Origin of the sequence: Gillisia sp. Hel_I_86, from assembly GCF_007827275.1 — a bacterium.
In the GTDB taxonomy this organism is placed as follows: domain Bacteria; phylum Bacteroidota; class Bacteroidia; order Flavobacteriales; family Flavobacteriaceae; genus Gillisia.
Map to the genome: position 1 here is coordinate 3808864 of NZ_VISE01000001.1, position 18772 is coordinate 3827635.

8 protein-coding genes and 1 pseudogene are annotated in these 18772 nt (G+C 39.5%); 7 read left to right on the plus strand and 2 right to left on the minus strand.

What is annotated here, in order from left to right:
* The first annotated feature begins 232 nt into the window (after positions 1 to 232).
* Positions 233 to 2533 carry a transglycosylase domain-containing protein gene (locus JM83_RS17030; protein ID WP_144963297.1) on the plus strand — a complete coding sequence of 767 codons (2301 nt, stop codon included), beginning with the start codon at positions 233 to 235 and terminating at the stop codon, positions 2531 to 2533.
* Here the strand turns inward: JM83_RS17030 and JM83_RS17035 are convergent.
* On the minus strand, positions 2527 to 2895 hold the full coding sequence (locus tag JM83_RS17035; RefSeq protein ID WP_144963298.1) for a hypothetical protein: 369 nt from the start codon (positions 2893 to 2895) through the stop codon (positions 2527 to 2529). The two genes, JM83_RS17030 and JM83_RS17035, sit on opposite strands and share 7 nt — an antisense overlap.
* Before the next feature lie 143 nt (positions 2896 to 3038).
* On the opposite strand from JM83_RS17035, the gene JM83_RS17040 reads away from it, so the two are divergent.
* The 5 genes and pseudogenes from JM83_RS17040 (at position 3039) to JM83_RS19660 (ending at position 6638) form a co-directional block, all read left to right on the plus strand.
* Positions 3039 to 3869, plus strand: a complete 831-nt coding sequence (locus JM83_RS17040) for a DUF1853 family protein (RefSeq protein WP_144963299.1) — start codon at positions 3039 to 3041, stop codon at positions 3867 to 3869.
* A gap of 73 nt (positions 3870 to 3942) precedes the next feature.
* Positions 3943 to 4812, plus strand: a complete 870-nt coding sequence (locus tag JM83_RS17045; protein ID WP_144963300.1) for a cation diffusion facilitator family transporter — start codon at positions 3943 to 3945, stop codon at positions 4810 to 4812.
* Positions 4813 to 4941: 129 nt separating this feature from the next.
* On the plus strand, positions 4942 to 5679 hold the full coding sequence (locus JM83_RS17050) for an NYN domain-containing protein (protein WP_144963301.1): 738 nt from the start codon (positions 4942 to 4944) through the stop codon (positions 5677 to 5679).
* Positions 5680 to 5932: 253 nt separating this feature from the next.
* Positions 5933 to 6139: a hypothetical protein gene (locus JM83_RS19655; protein WP_409994701.1), complete on the plus strand. Its 207-nt coding sequence runs from the start codon at positions 5933 to 5935 to the stop codon at positions 6137 to 6139.
* 20 nt (positions 6140 to 6159) lie between these two features.
* Positions 6160 to 6638 (plus strand): annotated as a pseudogene (locus JM83_RS19660) (6-phosphofructokinase).
* Positions 6639 to 6900: 262 nt separating this feature from the next.
* Here the strand turns inward: JM83_RS19660 and JM83_RS17065 are convergent.
* Complete coding sequence (locus tag JM83_RS17065; RefSeq protein ID WP_144963073.1) at positions 6901 to 8295, minus strand: IS4 family transposase; 1395 nt, start codon at positions 8293 to 8295, stop codon at positions 6901 to 6903.
* A gap of 1670 nt (positions 8296 to 9965) precedes the next feature.
* On the opposite strand from JM83_RS17065, the gene JM83_RS17070 reads away from it, so the two are divergent.
* The gene (locus tag JM83_RS17070) at positions 9966 to 18659 is read left to right on the plus strand and encodes a GH36-type glycosyl hydrolase domain-containing protein (RefSeq protein WP_144963302.1); all 8694 of its coding nucleotides are present in this window, start codon (positions 9966 to 9968) and stop codon (positions 18657 to 18659) included.
* The last annotated feature ends 113 nt before the right edge of the window (positions 18660 to 18772 follow it).

The window sequence follows — 18772 nt, forward strand, 5'->3', positions numbered from 1 at the left end:
TTTATCACGGATCTCGAACAGACAAAACGAGATATTTTAACTGTTTGAAAATCAATAAATGAGAAAAATCGCATGTAGTTATCTGCTAACCTCTATAAATCTTTATTCTAATTCTTTCCCTCCTATCCCTTTTTTTAAAACAAAAATTCCCACTTTTAAATTCTTAAAATAAACTAAACAATTCCCTAAAATTTTATTAGTATTCGTTTATTTGTAGCCCTGAACTTATATTATGTTTCAAAGAATTAACCAGTCGCCAAAATTAAAATGGTCGTTAGTACTACTGGGAACCATTATTACTGTTTTTATCCTATTTTATTTCAGTATCTATTTTGGGGTTTTTGGTAAAATACCTTCTACCCAAGACCTAAAAGATCTTAAACAAAATCAGGCCACCCAGGTATTATCTTCTGATGGGGATTTAATAGGGAAATATTATATTTTTGATAGGCAACCAGTTACATCCAATAATATTCCGAAGCATTTAATAAACGCATTGGTAGCCACTGAAGATGTAAGATTCTATGAACATAATGGAATTGATAGCAGGAGTTTATTAAGGGTGTTTTTTAAGTCTTTATTGCTACAGGATAGCTCCTCCGGTGGGGGGAGTACTTTAACATTACAACTGGCAAAAAACTTATATGGCAGAAAAGATTTTGGATATTTTGGGATCGCAATAAATAAATTTCAAGAATCCATCATTGCCAAACGCTTAGAGGAAATCTACGATAAAGAAGAGATCTTGACACTTTACCTTAACACGGTTCCCTTTAGTGACAATACATTTGGGATAGAGAGTGCTGCCATGAAATTCTTTAATAAGAATACCGCAAACCTTACTTTAACTGAATCGGCGGTATTAATTGGAATGCTAAAGGCAAATCATTCTTATAATCCGAGGATCTTTCCTGAAAAAAGCAGGTTCCGTCGTGATGTTGTTTTTCAGCAAATGGAGAAATATGGGTATTTGACGAAAGATGAAATGCAGCGTGCAAAACAATCGGAGACTATATTGGATTATCAATATTACAGCCACGACCAAGGATTGGCTCCATATTTTAGGGAACAACTTCGAAAAGATATAATTGCCATATTAGATACATTAAAGAACAAGGATGGCGAGGGCTTTAATATTTACCGCGACGGATTAATTATCCACACTACCCTCAATTCGAAAATGCAGGAATATGCTGAAGAATCTGTTCAATCCCACATGTCTAAATTACAACAAGTTCATGAACAGTCCTATGGAACGAGAGCTCCATGGTTTACAAATAAAGCACTGATCTTAGATGCTGTAAAGCACACAAACGACTATAAAAAATTAAATAAACAAGGATTATCCGATAAGGAAATATTGGCAAAATTAGATGAAAATCCTAGAGAAAGGGAGCTTTTTGATTACGGGATGGAAAAGATGGTAAAAGCAAGTACCTTAGATAGTATTAAACATTATCTTAAATTTTTAAATGCCGGCTTTTTAGCTGTAGAACCTTCTACAGGAGCTGTAAAAGCTTGGGTTGGCGGAGTGGATTTTGGGAGTTTCAAGTACGATCATGTTTCACAAAGTAAAAGACAAGTAGGTTCTACCTTTAAACCAATAGTATACACCGCAGCATTGGAAAATGGAATAGCGCCCTGCTCCTATTTTTCTGTTCGGGAGGTCACTTATCAAGATGGCTGGACTCCTTCTAACTCCGGTTCCAATGGTGAGGATCCAGACATGAATTACAATATGAAATATGCCTTAAGTAATTCAGTAAATACAATTGCAGTAAAAGTACTAATGGAAACCGGTGTTGGCAATGTTATTTCTCAAGCGGAGAAAATGGGGATTGAATCCAAACTGCCTCGAGTTCCTTCGATTGCCCTAGGTACAGCAGAGATCAGCTTAAAAGAATTAGCAAAGGCTTATACTGGTTTTGCCAATAAGGGAAGATCCTCAGAACCTTATTATATCACTAGAATAGAAGATGGCAAAGGGAATTTATTGGCAGAATTTAAACCTCAAACGCAAAACAAAACTGCCTATTCTGAAACTACACGTGAGATAATGATCGAAATAATGAAAGCAACCGTTAATGAAGGGACAGCGACTCGATTAAGAAGTACTTATGGTTTAAATAACGACATTGCCGGAAAAACTGGAACTACCCAATCCAACAAAGATGGATGGTTTGTGGGCCTCACCCCCAAACTCCTTGCGGTAACTTGGGTAGGAGCTGATGATCACAGAATTGGGTTTAGGAATACCGGAATCGGACAAGGTGCAAACTCTGCCTTACCAATCTTTGCTTTATTTCTTCAGAAAATAAATGCGGATCCTGATTTTACTGATATTAGCAATGCAAAATTTGGCAATCCTTCGGAAGAGGTGGTTTCCTTAATGGATTGTGAACCCAGTAAAGAAGATGGGTTCTTTGATAAATTATTTGGGAAATCCAAGAAAAACAAAGACCGGAAGAAGGACGAGAAAAAGAAAAAAGGTTTTTTAAACAAACTATTTGGTAAGAACAAAAAGGATCAATAATAGGTAACAAAAAAGTTTTCTGCCCAGTGTTTGGCATCATCCAAGTTTTCGAAAAAAGCAAAAGAACCATTAAATTTTTCCTGCTCTAAAACTGCATTTTTTCTAACCTCTTCATTTTTTGAAACTATAGCAATCCCTTTTACTTTTTTGAAAACCTTGGAGGAGTAAGCATCCGATCTCAAGGTATACTTAGCTGTTCTGTTGGAAATAATAACAAAGTTTTTTCCGTTGAAATGATCTACTATGGTTTGTATTGTCTTTTCGGCAGTTGAGGCGCTTACTTCAAATTGACCGCGTGCTTCAATTATAACATAAGAGTCATAAAATTCCATTTTATAAAACTCTGTGATCTTCTCTATCATTGGAAAAAATTATTGAGCGAAATTAATTAAAATCAATTAATAAATGTTAACATTATATTAAAAACGTTAATAAAACTACTTATTATGTTAATTTATGTAAGGTGTTATTTGTAAAAAAATTCTTAAACAGATAATTATCACGTATGTATAAAAGGATTGCAAATCAATTTGAAGGGTTTATGAGCACCCCGTCCATCTTAAAAAATTCAAATTTTGCTGGATTCACGATATTTAAATCTCTTGATAAAGTATCCTCTACTTCTTCAAAAGAATTATTGGAAAAGGATTATCCCGAAAATCTGGTATTAGGGAAACGAGTAGAATTTTTTTTCTTGTCGGCAATCAATGCTTCCCAAGAATTACAGATAATTGCCCACAATATTCAAATTAATGATGAGAACAGAACTTTGGGAGAGTTGGATTTTATAGTGAGAGACCTCCAAACTTCTGAAATTCTGCATATTGAATTAATGTACAAGTTTTATGTTTATGACCCTGAAATCCCCAATGAAATGGAACGTTGGATAGGTCCGAATAGAAAGGATTCTTTACTTCAAAAGATCAATAAGGTTAAAAAAAATCAATTCCCTATATTGCATACGCCACAAGCTGAAAATCATATAAAAGATATAGGTATAGATTCTAAAGGCATTCTACAGCAAATTTGCTTTAAGGCAGCCTTGTTTATTCCCGAAAAATTGAATACATATAACTTCCCGAATATAAATGAAGAATGCATTATTGGCTTTTGGTTGCATTTAAAGGATTTCAGCAAATACAATCAAAAAGACTTTCAATTCTTCGCTCCAGAAAAACAGGACTGGCCTATGGATCCGGAATATGGTGAAAAGTGGTTCAGCTTTGAGGATATTTCTGAACAAATACAAAAACTTCATTTAAGAAACAAATCTCCCCTTATCTGGATAAAGAAACCAGATGGGACTTTTGAAAGATTAATTGCGGTTTGGTGGTGATCTTTATCTACTAAACGAGCTAAATATAATATCTTTAACTTCTTCAAAGCCCAACCCTTTCTTAAATAGTTCTATGAATTCTAATTTTAACGAAGCCGTAAAAACCACCTATCTCAGTATTTTAGGGAATGTTCTTCTTGCAATAGCAAAAGGAATTACTGGAATTTTTGGGAACTCCTATGCGCTTATCGCTGATGCTATTGAATCTACTACAGATGTTTTCTCGTCCTTGCTCGCTTTATTGGGGGTACGATATGCCAATAAACCTGCCGATGCCAATCATCCTTACGGTCATGGTAAAGCAGAGCCACTTATCACCTTTGCTATAGTGGGGTTTTTGGTTGTTTCAGCAACCATCATTGCTTACGAGAGTATTGCACATATACGTACTCCACACGAAGTTCCAAAGTCCTACACCCTTATTGTTCTGGGAACAATCATTATAATAAAAGAAATCTTTTATAGAATTGTTTCTAAAAAAAGTGAAGAAATAAATAGCACCATTCTAAAAGCTGATGCCTGGCATCATAGAAGTGACGCGATTACTTCCCTTATGGCTTTTATCGGGATCTCCATAGCTTTATTCATGGGAAAAGGGTACGAAACTGCAGATGATTGGGCTGCCCTGTTTGCTTCCGGCTTCATATTGTACAATGCCTACCTTATCATGAGACCAGCCCTTGGAGAAGTAATGGATGAGCATATGCACGATGATCTAATTGAAAAGATAAGAAGGTATGCAGAAAACATTCCCGGAGTACAGGAGACCGAAAAATGTTTTGTTAGAAAAACAGGAATGACCTTTCATGTTGACCTTCATATTGGAGTAACCGGAACTATCACTGTGGAAGAAGGACATGATATATCCCATAAAGTTAAGAATGAATTATTACTCAAGCTACCACAAATTGCAGATGTCCTAGTTCATATAGAGCCCGTTTAAGAAACATGGATAGAGAACCTTTTTAATAAGTTAAAATTATTAATTAACTAAACCCTGACTTATGATTTCCAATGGAAATTGAGCTCCTTTTTTATTAAAATCATAACTTAGCATATAAAATAAAAAAAAATGGAAAATAACTTAGCCGTGCTTATAGATGGCGATAACATTCCGTCAGCATATGTGAAAGAAATGATGGAAGAAATCGCTAAATACGGTAACCCTACTATTAAAAGAATTTATGGAGATTGGACCAAACCACAACTTTCTAAATGGAAGAACGTGTTATTGGAAAATGCCATAAATCCAATTCAGCAATACGGGTATACACAAGGAAAAAATGCCACAGATTCTGCCATGATCATAGATGCCATGGACATTTTATATGCCAATAAAGTTCAAGGTTTCTGTTTGGTTTCCAGTGATAGTGACTTCACGAAATTGGCTACTAGGTTAAGGGAATCTGGATTGAATGTAATTGGAATAGGGGAAAAGAAAACTCCGGAGCCTTTTATTGTGGCTTGCGATCGATTTATCTATATAGAAATTTTGGGTTCTTCTTCTAAAGAACAGCACGCTGAAATTAGTAAAGGAAAATCTGTTAAAAAGGATAGTGTAGATAAGATAACTCCCAAGGTAGTGAACTTAATTGCCAGCACCATTTCTGATATTGCCGATGAAGATGGCTGGGCATTTTTAGGGGATGTTGGAGGCTTGCTTCAAAAAAAACAACCAAATTTTGATTCCAGAAATTACGGATTTCAAAAATTAACTCCCATGATTAGCTCTATCAGTAATTTTGAAGTAGAATCCAGAGAAAATCAAAATGGTAGATTCAAATTGATCTACGTAAGGAATAGAGGGTAATAAATGGGGTTTTGAGGCATCGGTGCTCCCGGCGAAGGAGGAGCTCAATGAAAATGGAACTTCGTTAAGATTCTTCCAACCGATACCTTATTTTTAGAATGATAAAGACATACAAAATGTAAGACTAAGCCTCTCGAAGGGCTCAGGATAAACTAAAGTTGAAGTAGGACATTTAAAAAACAAATAGTACAGAGCGATGCATCAACCCATACAACATATTGGCGTATTTACGTCTGGCGGCGACAGTCATGGAATGAACACTGCATTGTATGCCATCGCAAAAGCCGCTGAAGTCAATGGTATAGAAGTAAGTGGTTTCCGAAAAGGATACGAAGGACTGATTGACAATGACTGGAGGGGAATCAAGAACCTCGGGGCAAGCCCACCAGGTATGCATTGGAAAATAATTTTGAAAATTCGAGGCAAGACTCGGGGAATTAAACCCTCGATGAGGGATTAAAATCACATGAATTACAAAAATTGACACAAATAAAAGGTGGCACCATCCTAAAAATTGCACGAAGTAAACGTTTTATGGAACTGGAAGGCAGAAAAAAAGCATGGCACACACTTAAAGCGAACAACATAGATGCTTTGATCGCCATTGGGGGCGATGGAACATTTAAAGGGCTATTGGCTTTTTCGGAAATATGCGATCTTCCGTTTATAGGGATTCCGGCTACATAGCCATCCATTCAGGGCTGACAGTTGGTGCAGAGGCCATACTTATTCCAGAAAGCGACAAGGATTTTATTTACTTATTGGACAAGATTAAAAATTACAATAGTGAAGATGCCTTTCTTATCGTGGTTTCCGAAGGCGATGAAATAGGTGCGGAACTTGTTGCGTCTAAAATCAAGGAAATCAATTCCAATGTCGATCTACGTATAACAAGGCTGGGGCACGTACAACCAATCCTTCTTCTTTGGATAGAATGCTTGTCATTCGGCTTGGAGTAGCCGCTGTGGATGCCCCTAAAAAATGTTATGACAACCAGCCATCAAGCCTTTTTAACCCAAACCGCGTGAACAAATATTGCAGAAACCACAATATACAATCTGGATTGTTTTGAAAAAGCAACAAGTTCGGGAAATGAAGTCACATAAAATAAAACTGATCTTACTGACCCAGGTCATTTCAAATGGTGACAGTCTGCTTTAAATTAGCGGTATAAATCGAAAAACTTAGAGGCAAGCCTACAAGGTATGTCCCGATAGTTCCCTATCGTGTGGACACATCTTTATGAATCGTCCACCCTTCCATGGCCGCCTTAAAATATTTCAGTCCTATCCATAGGGTCGTTATGCCGGGATGCCTTTTGCTTTCATAGCCTTTCCATCCGCCAAGTCTAGCTATCGCCCAAACATATCTTTTTAGCCCTTTTTCCTTGTACGGGTTTTTTTGTTTCCCTGTCCTACCTTCCAGTCTTATTATCTGGTGCTCTAAAAACGCTTGCTCTTCTTCCGTGAAACAGCTATCGGCGCTCATCTCTCCTTCTGGTACTGCATACGCCAGCCGCATCAAGAACAGTTGGATGATGACCTCCATTATCAACAAGCTCAGTTTTCTTACCGATGACCCATGCTCCAGCTCTGACGCCTCGATATTGTAGCCCTCTTTTTTCAATATCTTGAACACCTCTTCTATCGTCCACCTCCACTTATACCATTCCACGCACATTTCTGCCATTTCCAGGGTCTCTATGGGCAGGCTTGTCAATAACCTCCAGCACACCCTGTCCGGTCCGGTCCGGTTAGCCTCTTTGGCCTCCACCAGATATAGTTTTATGCTGGGCGCCACTGCCTTGCTGGCCGCCCTGGTCCTTTTCAGTTCTACCTCTTTATATCTGATTTCAATTTTTGCGGTCCTTTTTTTCCTTCTGGTCTTTGCACAGGCATCCACCTGTACCTCATAGGACCCTTGACAGGGCTGGTCCGCCAGGCAGCTGAACAATTTTGACCCATCCGCCAAGGTCCTATCCGCACGGGCCCTTATCAATAGATCTGTTCGTGCATCTGGTATGCTTGCAAACTGTTCGTAGATATCCCCTTCCCTATCTTGTACGATCACCATTCCCGCTACCACGTCCCTTAGTGAGGCCTGTGTGTTTTTGGACACCTCTATCCACTTATAGGACTCTTTTTCTTCCATGGGCAGCTTGCCGTACTGTCTTTCATGCTTTGATTTGAAGTCCAAGGACCTGTTCCAGATCTTAATATCAGAATAGCCGTAGGGGGTGCCGCTCACGGCATCCAAGACCAAACTTGGGTGGACAAAGAACCCCAGTCCCTGGGAATTCTTCGCATTGGTCGTGCCCACAAAGCCATCTTTGTTGATCCTATTACCATGGCTGCTTAGGTTGACCTCCGTGGTATCTTGGATACAGACAACAAATTTGCCCGCACAAGCCATCTGGCAATTATGTACCAGGTTCTCTACTATATCTTCTTCACTGACCCTATCGTTCTGCAAAAAACGGTAAACGGCCTTTGCGTCTGATTCGTTCCTGCTGAGCTGACGGATCGAATGGACGCTCTTGCTGAACAGGTCCGATAAAATCTTGTTGCCCCGATAAACCAAACGTTTATCCCCTAAGCCTGTGAGCCCCCTTCTCATTTTTTGAGTAAAATTAATGCTAATCCCTTAAACTAGTAAATAATTGTGTCCACACGATAGGATAGTTCCGGAGGAAAATACATTTTAAAATTCGAGGTCAGCCTCGGGAGAATTAAACCCTCGATTGGGGATTAATGATTGGATTGTTCTTTGAAAAAAAGAGAGAAATAGGTTCTTGCTGTAACTGTACAGAGGAATCTTGGGTGCCAAAAGATTCTTAAAAGCTTAATAGTTATTGTGTTGGCTTTGTTGAAAGTCACTGTCTATCAGAAGTTCCTAAGAATGCTTTGCACCGGTAATCTGGGACAATAAAATGTCCCAGATTACCTTTTAAAAATAGTAAAACATTGGTTATTGCCTGCCAAAGCAAGTGTAGCCAATACGGAACGATCAAAATTATTTTTACCAAATTAATTTATTCTTGTATGTTAGAGATAGGATATTTTGATGGATTGGTTAGGTTTAAAAGAACAATAGTCGTTTCGTTATGAAACCGGAAGCCTTGGCTTCCGGTTTCTGTTTTAAGGCATATTCCATACCCATCAAACCAAACAAAATGAACAGACTACTTATTGCTATTTTTCTGTTATTCACACTTACTTAATCTGCACAAAATCTTTCTGAGCTTTACGATGAGGTAAGTCCAGCTGTTGTTGTGATTAACATTTTGAATATTGAATCCGAAAAAGTGGATAATAATCTCACTTTGGTGACCAGAGCCGCTCAAGGTTCGGGGACTACCGGTATCTGAAGATGGTCTCATCCGGACGGCGGCAAATGTGGTACAATTAGAAGAACTGGTGCAAATGGAATTTTCGGTTGGTGATGTATATGGTGGCGATGTCTTGTCATTTAATTTAAAATTCCCCGATGGCTCTGCCTCGGGGTTTCCTATTTCACATTTCCTTAGGAGAGGTCGAAACTGCCTTTTTTGGCAGTTTCGGGTGAGGCAAAATATAAAATTTCAGTTTTTGGTTCTTGCGACCAAAATGACCCCGTAGCTATCGAGGGGCGAAATACCCCTACGGCTTGCCTCCTTTAGTCTGTTTTAAGAAATTTTTTATTTGGGGGCGATATTATATTGGAGATCGCTGGAATTGTTTTTGGGGAACCAAATTTTCAAAATCTCTTAAGGAAGAGAATGGAGGATTTAAAAAAAGGAGATGAAATTCCAATCACTATACTGCGGGGAGGACAAATTAACGTTATTCAATTTACCAAAGAGTAAAGGAGTTTATCCATTCTCTTTTTCTTCCAAAATTTGTTTATAATTTTCCAGATCTGCTTCAATATCTTCAAAAATCAATAAATAGTTGCCATTATCCAGCATTTTTAAGTGGGCAGCGATTGTAAAAATAAGTTAATGAAGTGGACATTGCTACTTTTTTAAGGACACTATCTTATTTTTATACGGGACAAAAATAAAATTAATGTTGAAAGCAATGTTATCTTAAATTAAAACACCTGGGTCCGTGAGCTTTTCAAAATATAGGGGGGGGGTTGATGTTGATGAATATGAGTGACAAAACGCCCTGGGTTTGTTGTAACAGTCCGCTTTTTAGGAGGCGATGCGTATTTTGAAATATACTTCCGTTTAAAGGTTAACAGATAATTGAAAATATTATGATTATCTTTTATTTTCTGATTCGGCAAATCATAACAACTTGAATATGAAGGTTAAAAGCACTACAGTGATCGAAATGCTATTTAGGATGCGTAAATATTTTCAAAAGCGTATTTCCTTTTTAAATTCTACTGCGGCAGACCCTATACGCTCAGAATTATTCAATTTCGATCAAATGAAAACCCATGCCTGTATAGTAGCAGGGTCCCATAAAATACTAAAAGGCAAACGGAGCGATAAGCTTTTACAAAGATTGGGGGACAATGAAAAAACCCTACTGGAGGTACGCAACTTGCTGGTTGAAAGTATTCAGGTTGGCCAGGCAATAACACCTGCAGCAGAATGGCTCCTGGACAATTTTTATTTAATTGAAGAACAAATTGTTACTGCCAAAAAACACCTGCCAAAAAAATATAGCGAAGGTCTACCCTATCTGGTCAATGGAAACTCTAAAGGTATGCCCCGGGTTTATGATATTGCGCTCGAAATAATAGCACACAGTGATTGCTGCGTGGACTCGAATGGATTAAAAAGTTTTATATCGGCTTACCAATCACAAAAAAATCTTACACTGGGAGAATTATGGGCTGTCCCGATCATGATAAAACTTGCTGTTATTGAAAATCTTAGAAGGATTGCTGAAAATATAGCACTGGATATGATAGACAATAACATAGCAGATTATTGGAGCGAGCAAATGATCGAAACCGTAAAAAAGGATCCTGTTGACCTGGTTTTGACCATTGCGAATATGGCAAGATCCAACCCCATTTTAAATAGTCCGTTTGTCGCGGGATTTACCCGCAGACTCAAGGGAAAAGGTCCAGCCTTTGCCTTACCATTAAACTGGTTGGAGCAACAATTATCCAAGGAGGGAATCGCCGGTGCCGACCTGGTGTGGCACGAAAACCAAAAACAAGCTGCTGATCAGGTATCCGTTAAAAACAGCATTGGCACATTGCGATCCATCGGCTCCACTGACTGGCGCAAATTTGTAGAAGCCTCAAGTATAGTAGAACAAATATTACGCAAAGACATAACAGGCACTTATCCCCGATTGGATTTTGCCACACGTGACAGCTATAGGCATGTGATTGAATCCATTGCGAAAAACAGTCCTCTTTCTGAAATAGAAATTGCAGAAAAAGCTATTGAATTAACAAAGAGACCCAGTTTAGCAGACGAACCATATAATAGACAAAAATATGTAGGCTATTACCTGATTAGTGAAGGTTTAGACCAATTAAAGAAAGTGGCGCAGATGCGTTCTAATGCAAAACAAGATCTAAACGGGTTCATGGAAAAAAGACCGGTTTTCATTTACCTTTTTTCTATATCCATTCTTGCTTTGGCCGTGGCTTTCGGGATGCTCTCGGTAGCTTGGAGCTATGGGGATTTTAGCTGGCAATTGCTAATACTGGTAGCACTTTTATGTTTGGCTGGCGCAGCTCATTTGGCTATTTCCTTTACCAACTGGTTGGCAACGATATGGATAAAACCTAAAATTTTACCCAGACTGGATTTTTCAAAATCCATCCCTGTGAAATACCGTACCCTCGTAACCATTCCAACAATGCTTTCAAGCAAAGATGCAATTGAGGAGAATGTGGAAGCACTTGAAATACGCTTTTTAGCAAACCGGAAAAAAAATTTATACTTCAGTCTATTAACCGATTTTACGGATGCCTACTCAGAAACAAAACCGGATGACCGGTCGCTTCTCCACTTGGTAAGCGAAAGAATCCAACAATTGAATGAGAAATACAGCCAACCCGGAAAGCCGGATATTTTTTATCTTTTCCACCGTGCGAGAAAATGGAACCCGAAAGAAGGGAAATGGATGGGATATGAGCGAAAAAGAGGGAAACTCGCTGCTTTAAATACACTGTTAAGGGGTGGAGATAAAAAGGATTTTAGCCAAATTGTTGGAGATTACGGAGATCTGAAAAATATAAAATATATAATCACACTCGATTCAGACACTCAGCTTCCAAGGGAGACCGCATGGAAATTAATAGGAACTATGGCTCATCCCCTAAACTGGGCAGTATATGACGAAGGAAAAAAGCGGGTGGTACAGGGGTATGGAATTTTGCAGCCAAGAGTAGCCTCCTATTTTCCTAAAGGCAAAACTTCTCTTTATTTACGTTTGCAAGGGGACATGAAAGGCATAGACCCTTATTCCCGGGCATCTTCAGATGTTTATCAGGACATCTTTAAAGAAGGCTCTTTTATTGGTAAAGGCATTTACGATGTGGATATATTTAAAAAAGTTGTGGGCGAACGTTTTCCCGAAAACCGTGTTCTTAGCCATGATCTATTAGAAGGTAGCTATACCCGCTCCGGTTTATTAAGTGATGTTGTATTATATGAAAACAGTCCTTCCAGTTATGAAGAGGATATAAAACGCCATCATCGTTGGATCAGGGGCGATTGGCAAATAGCCGCATGGATATTGCCATTTACGAGAAATAAAAAGGGAAAGCTTGTCAGGAACGAACTTTCTCTTTTATCCCGATGGAAAATAACAGACAATCTGCGCAGAAGCTTGTTGCCCATTTCTCTTTTATTGATTTTAGCTCTTGGCTGGTTCATTTTACCCAAACCCTGGTTTTGGACCCTGGCCGTCACCATTATTATACTATTGCCCGTAATGGCAGCAGCTTTTCTTAGGTTATTCCGCCGCCCAGAAGATATAGACTTTAATGCTCATATTTCCGAAGTAGGGAGTTCTGTCAAGGAAGTATTATTGCGCTTTATATTCGGGATAGCTGTATTGCCATATGAAGCCTATCGGTTTACAGATGCTATAATCCGAACCAACTGGAGAATGCTCGTTAGCGGTAAAAAACTTTTGGAATGGACGCCATCTGCCATCGCTTCCCATCAATCAAAAAACAACATTAGGTTCAATTACCAAAAAATGTGGATTGGCCCGGTATTGTCCATTGTTTTTCTTATAGTGTTCTTATATTCAAATTTACCCGCATTTTTTGTTTCTTCACCTATTCTTATTTTATGGTTCCTTTCCCCCACTATTGCCTGGAGATTGAGTCTGACGGAAAAAGAAGAAGTCCCGGATCTCACCTCGGCACAAAAAATATTTCTTCATAAATCTGCCAGAAAAACGTGGAGCTTTTTTGAGGACTTTGTGATTGAAGGAGAAAACTGGCTTCCGCCGGACAATTTCCAGCAACATCCGAGTCCGGTAATCGCGCACCGTACCTCGCCAACCAATATAGGCCTCTCTTTGCTAGCGAACCTTACAGCATATGATTTTGGATACATCAGCATGGGGGAAATGCTTTTTAGATGCAACAACACCATCAAAACATTACAAAAAATGGAGCGTTATAAGGGCCATTTTTACAATTGGTATGACACACATTCTTTTTCAATATTGCGACCGGCATACGTATCCACAGTTGATAGTGGAAACCTGGTGGGCCATCTACTTATTTTGCGACAAGGCATTTTAGCATTTAAGTCCAGTCCAATTTTCAATGCTGAATGTTATAATGGTCTTTACTCTACGATAGGGATAATACGGGATTTGCTGAAAGGTGAAAAAGATGAAAATATAGAAAATATAGAAAGTTTGTTGGTTAATGCTATTTATGAAGAAAACAAATCTTTGTCAGTAATAAAAAGAAATTTAGACGATCTGGGAACTCTTAGCGGCAAAATAACGGGGTTTGATGAAAATAAGGAATCGGGGAAATGGATGCTCAAATTAAAAAATCAAATTGAAAGCACCCGGGAAGATTTATACAGGCAAATTTCTTGGTTGAATCTCTTACCCATTCCAGAGTCATTTACTGGTTTATCAAAATTGGACCTCAACCATTCCCTGCTCTCCCTAAGGGAAATAAATGAGGAATTGCTATATCAGATTGAATATTATAAAAAAGAAACAAATCAGCGAAATGAGGCTGATTGGTTGGTAAAATTAGAAACTGATTTAAAATCCGGAAAAGATTTTATTCAAGAAAAACTCATCTATTTTGAGGAATTAGCTGAACAACTGGAGCAGTTGAGCATTGTGGACTATGGATTTCTGATGGACAAAAATACCGGTCATCTTTCGATAGGCTATAATGTGGATGAATTGAGAAGAGATGACAGCTTCTATGATATGCTCGCTTCAGAAGCAAGGATGGGTATCTTTGTAGGCATTGCGCAGGGAAAGTTGCCCCAGGAAAGTTGGTTCTCCTTAGGCCGTTTGCTCACCGATTCGAAGGACGGGCCTATACTACTGTCTTGGAGCGGATCGATGTTTGAATATCTAATGCCGCAGTTGGTAATGCCAACCTATGAAAATACTTTATTGCATGCTACCAATATTGCCATGGTAAAACGGCAGATTGAATATGCTAAAAAACGTAATGTGCCCTGGGGCATCTCAGAATCCGGCTACAACAGCGTAGATGCCAGCCTGAATTATCAATACCAAGCTTTCGGCGTGCCTGGGCTGGGGTTAAAACGTGGACTAGAGGAAGACCTGGTCATAGCACCGTACGCTAGTATGCTTGCTTTAACGGTTGCCCCTAAAAAAGCAGCATCTAATTTAAAACTTTTATCGGAGGAAGGTTTTGAAGGGGAATATGGTTTTTTTGAAGCAATTGATTATACCAAAACACGTTTGCCACGTGGCGAAAACCATGTGCTCATCAATTCCTTTATGACCCACCACCAAGGGATGGGGCTTTTATCCTTGGCATATGTTTTATTAAACAAACCAATGCAAAATCGATTTGCCGCGGAATTGCGCTTTCAGGCCACCTTGCTGCTGTTGCAAGAGCGTATTCCAAAAAGATCGATTTTTTATGCACATACAGCTAAAGTTACAGATATACACACTACTGAAGCACAGGCACAATTAAGGATTATAGATACGCCAAATACCCCTATACCGGAATTGCAATTGCTTAGTAATGGAGATTATCAGGTAATGGTAACCAATTCAGGAGGAGGATACAGCCGCTGGAAAAATTTAGCTGTAACCAGATGGCGCGAAGATAGCATAAAAGATAATTACGGAATCTTTTGCTATATAAAGGACGTCAAGAGTGGAAATTTTTGGTCCAACACGTACCATCCTACCCTTCAGCCTTCTGAAAATTATGAAGCTTTATTTTCCCAAGGTACAGTCGAGTTTCACAGGCAGGATTTTGATTTCGAAACCAAAACCCAAATTGTGGTATCTCCTGAAGATGATGTAGAAATAAGGAAAATCAGGATTACAAACCGGTCGCAATACCCAAGAGTTCTGGAAGTTACCAGTTATACAGAGGTTGTTCTGGCCACCCAGGCCTCTGATGAGGCACATCCGGCATTTAGTAACCTTTTTGTCCAAACAGAGATACAGCCAGAATACAATGCTATATTTGGTACAAGAAGACCCCGATCCAAAGATGAATTTCCACCTCATTTTTTCCATTTAATGGATGCTTATGGAACACAAGTGGAAGAAGTTTCCTTCGAAACAGACCGGATGCAATTTATTGGCAGGGGAAGGACCTTGGCTTATCCCCAAGCACTGGATGACGGTAGATTGAGCGGCAACCAGGGAGCTGTTTTGGATCCTGTAATGGCTACCAAATATCGTATAAGCATTAAACCATTCAGCACTGCTACCATCAACCTTGTGTATGGCATTTGCGAAAGTCGCGAAGGGAGTGAAGCGCTCATGCATAAATACAGGGATAAGAATCTTAAAAAACGTGCCTTGGATCTTTCCTGGACGCATAGCCAGGTTTTATTAAGGCAAATAAACGCTACCGAAGCAGAGGCTCAAATATTTGGAAAGTTGGCCTCCTCGGTTATTTATTCAAATCCAGCCTTGCGCGCCAATGAGGCAGTGATAAAGAGCAATTTCAGGGGCCAATCCGGACTTTGGAGCCATTCAGTATCTGGTGACCTGCCGATTGTATTGTTACAAATATTCAACTCGGAAAACCTGGATTTAGTTACGCAAATGATCAAGGCTTATAATTATTGGCAATTAAAAGGATTGAACGTGGATCTTGTGATCTGGAATGAGGACCATGGATCATACCGGCACGAATTACAGGACCAGATCTTAGGAATGATTTCAGCCGGTGACACCTTAACCAGCCATATACCCGGAAAAATATATGTAAAATCAATCGATCAAATTTCCTCAGAGGACCGCATCCTATTTGAAAGCGTTGCCAAAATAATTATCACCGATAATAATGGCTCCCTATCAAAGCAAATATCAAGACAGTACAGAGAAATAGGATCATCTCCCTTATTAGAAGTTAAATCCCGAACTTCCGAAAAAATCGGGCTTGAAAATGTAGTGATGCCACCAGACCTTAAATATTTTAATGGAACTGGTGGTTTTACGGCAGATGGAAAAGAATATAAGATGCTAACCAATAAGGAAGAAACCACGCCGGCCCCTTGGGCGAACATCATTGCAAATCCTACTATTGGAACAGTGGTTTCCGAAAGTGGTTCAGCCTATACCTGGGCCGTGAACGCACATGAATATCGTATTACTCCTTGGCATAATGATCCGGTAACGGACACTGGTGGAGAAGCTTTTTACCTGCGCGATGAAGAAACCGGATTGTTTTGGTCACCAGCGCCTTTTCCTGCAAAAGGCGAATCGAACTATATCACTACTCATGGCTTTGGTTATACCAGTTATGAACATATAGAAAACGGCATTTCTTCAGAAATGAAAGTGTTTGTGGACAAGGAGGCACCCATTAAGTTCGTAGTGCTTAAAATAAAAAATAAAACAGACGGGTTACGAAAACTCTCCACTACAGGGTACCTGGAAATTATTTTAGGCGATGTCCGCTCCAAAACAAATATGCATATTCTTTCAGAATACGATGTCCAGAGCGGAGCCTTGTTCTTTCGAAACAGGTACAATGATGCTTTTGCCAAGCGGGTGGCATTTTTTAAAATTATTGGTGTGAGCAAGTACAGTAATACCACCGACCGGTCGAAGTTTATTGGCAGGAACAGAAGCCTTTCCAATCCAAAAGCTTTGCACCGTCAAGATCTTAGAGGAAGAATTGGAGCCGGACGTGACACCTGCGCTGGTTTGCAAGGAAAATTTAATTTGCTGCCAGAAGAAGAAAGAGAGATAGTTTTTCTTATTGGGAGTGGCGATGACACGGCCTCAGCTATTAAGCTCGTTCAGAATTTTTCAGACCTGAATATAGTTAACCAATCTTTTGACCAGATAAAGGAATATTGGAATGAGATAGTAGATACGGTGCAGGTTCAGACCCCAGATGAGGCCTTAAATCTTCTGGCCAATGGATGGCTCACCTATCAAACCATAGCTTCCAGGTTGTTTGCCCGCAGTGGGTTTTATCAGTCTGGGGGAGCCTTTGGTTTCAGGGACCAAGTTCAAGATGTTCTGTCCTTATTGCACCATAAACCTGAATTTGCCCGAAAACAAATACTTTTAAATGCTTCCCGACAGTTTAAAGAAGGAGATGTTCAACATTGGTGGCATCCCCCTGAAGGGAAAGGCGTGCGCACAAATTGTTCTGATGATCTATTATGGCTGCCATTTGTGGTTTATAGATATTTAAATGCTACCGGGGATTTGGAAATACTGAAAGAAAAAACCGGATTTTTGGAATCCAGGCTGTTGCTTGAAGGCGAAGACTCCCTGTATGATTTACCCATCAGTGGAAATTCAAGTGCCGACCTCTACCACCATTGTTGCCTAACTATAAAACATAGTCTCCGTTTTGGACAATACGGCCTGCCTTTAATGGGTTCCGGTGACTGGAATGACGGAATGGATCAGGTAGGAAATGAAGGTAAGGGAGAAAGCGTATGGTTGGCATTTTTCTTATATGATATTCTTTCCAATTTTGAGAAAGTAGCTATTAAATATGGGGATACCGAATTTGCAGTGATTTGTAAAGAAGAAGCCCTTAAATTACAATCCAATATTGAAAAATTTGCTTGGGACGGGGAATGGTATAAACGCGCCTGGTTTGATGACGGAACGCCGCTGGGGTCAAAAGTAAATGAAGAATGTAGCATTGATGCCATCTCCCAAAGCTGGTCTGTGTTGACGAATGCTGCGCCGGAAGAAAGAAGAAATCAAGCCATGGATTCTTTAAATAAATACCTTGTTAAAAGAGATATGAAAATCATCCAACTTCTTGATCCGCCTTTTGATAAATCTGCTTTGAATCCAGGATATATAAAAGGATATGTGCCCGGTGTAAGGGAAAATGGGGGACAATATTCCCATGCAGCCATTTGGACCTTAATGGCCTTCGCAGCGCTTGGCGACAGGAAGACAGCCTATGAACTCTTTAATATGATACAACCTATTACTCATGCCTTAAATCAGGAGGATGTTCAGATATACAAGGTAGAGCCTTATGTGATGGCCGCAGATGTTTACGCCAATGAAACCCATCGGGGCCGGGGCGGATGGACCTGGTACACTGGTTCCGCAGGCTGGATGAATCAATTTATTATCGGCTCCCTGTTGGGCATGGAACTATTGGTGGACCACCTTAAATTTACACCCTGTTATCCTGAGGAATGGCCTTCGGTTACAATCGACTACCGTTTCAAAACCACTACCTATAATATCACAATATTTCAGGAGAGAAATATGGAAGGATCGTGGTGGAAAATGGAAAATGAGCAAGGCAAAGGAAATATTATTCCCCTAAAAGACGATGGTGGGCAGCATGGGGTTGAAGTTCATATTTTGATTTAGGAGATGCCTAGGCTTGCCAACTTTTATAATACTGAAGTCATTCACCAACCCTAAGAGAGCAGAAAGTTCGATAAAATTATCAGGTTTGTTAGGAAACGGGAAGCCAAGGTCTC

Excerpts from the sequence above, each read along its gene's own strand:
- JM83_RS19655 (WP_409994701.1), top strand. The coding sequence starts at position 5,933 with ATGAACACTGCATTGTATGCCATCGCAAAAGCCGCTGAAGTCAATGGT.
- JM83_RS17070 (WP_144963302.1), top strand. The coding sequence starts at position 9,966 with ATGAAGGTTAAAAGCACTACAGTGATCGAAATGCTATTTAGGATGCGT.
- JM83_RS17035 (WP_144963298.1), bottom strand. The coding sequence starts at position 2,895 with ATGATAGAGAAGATCACAGAGTTTTATAAAATGGAATTTTATGACTCT.
- JM83_RS17050 (WP_144963301.1), top strand. The coding sequence starts at position 4,942 with ATGGAAAATAACTTAGCCGTGCTTATAGATGGCGATAACATTCCGTCA.
- JM83_RS17045 (WP_144963300.1), top strand. The coding sequence starts at position 3,943 with ATGAATTCTAATTTTAACGAAGCCGTAAAAACCACCTATCTCAGTATT.
- JM83_RS17030 (WP_144963297.1), top strand. The coding sequence starts at position 233 with ATGTTTCAAAGAATTAACCAGTCGCCAAAATTAAAATGGTCGTTAGTA.
- JM83_RS17040 (WP_144963299.1), top strand. The coding sequence starts at position 3,039 with ATGTATAAAAGGATTGCAAATCAATTTGAAGGGTTTATGAGCACCCCG.
- JM83_RS17065 (WP_144963073.1), bottom strand. The coding sequence starts at position 8,295 with ATGAGAAGGGGGCTCACAGGCTTAGGGGATAAACGTTTGGTTTATCGG.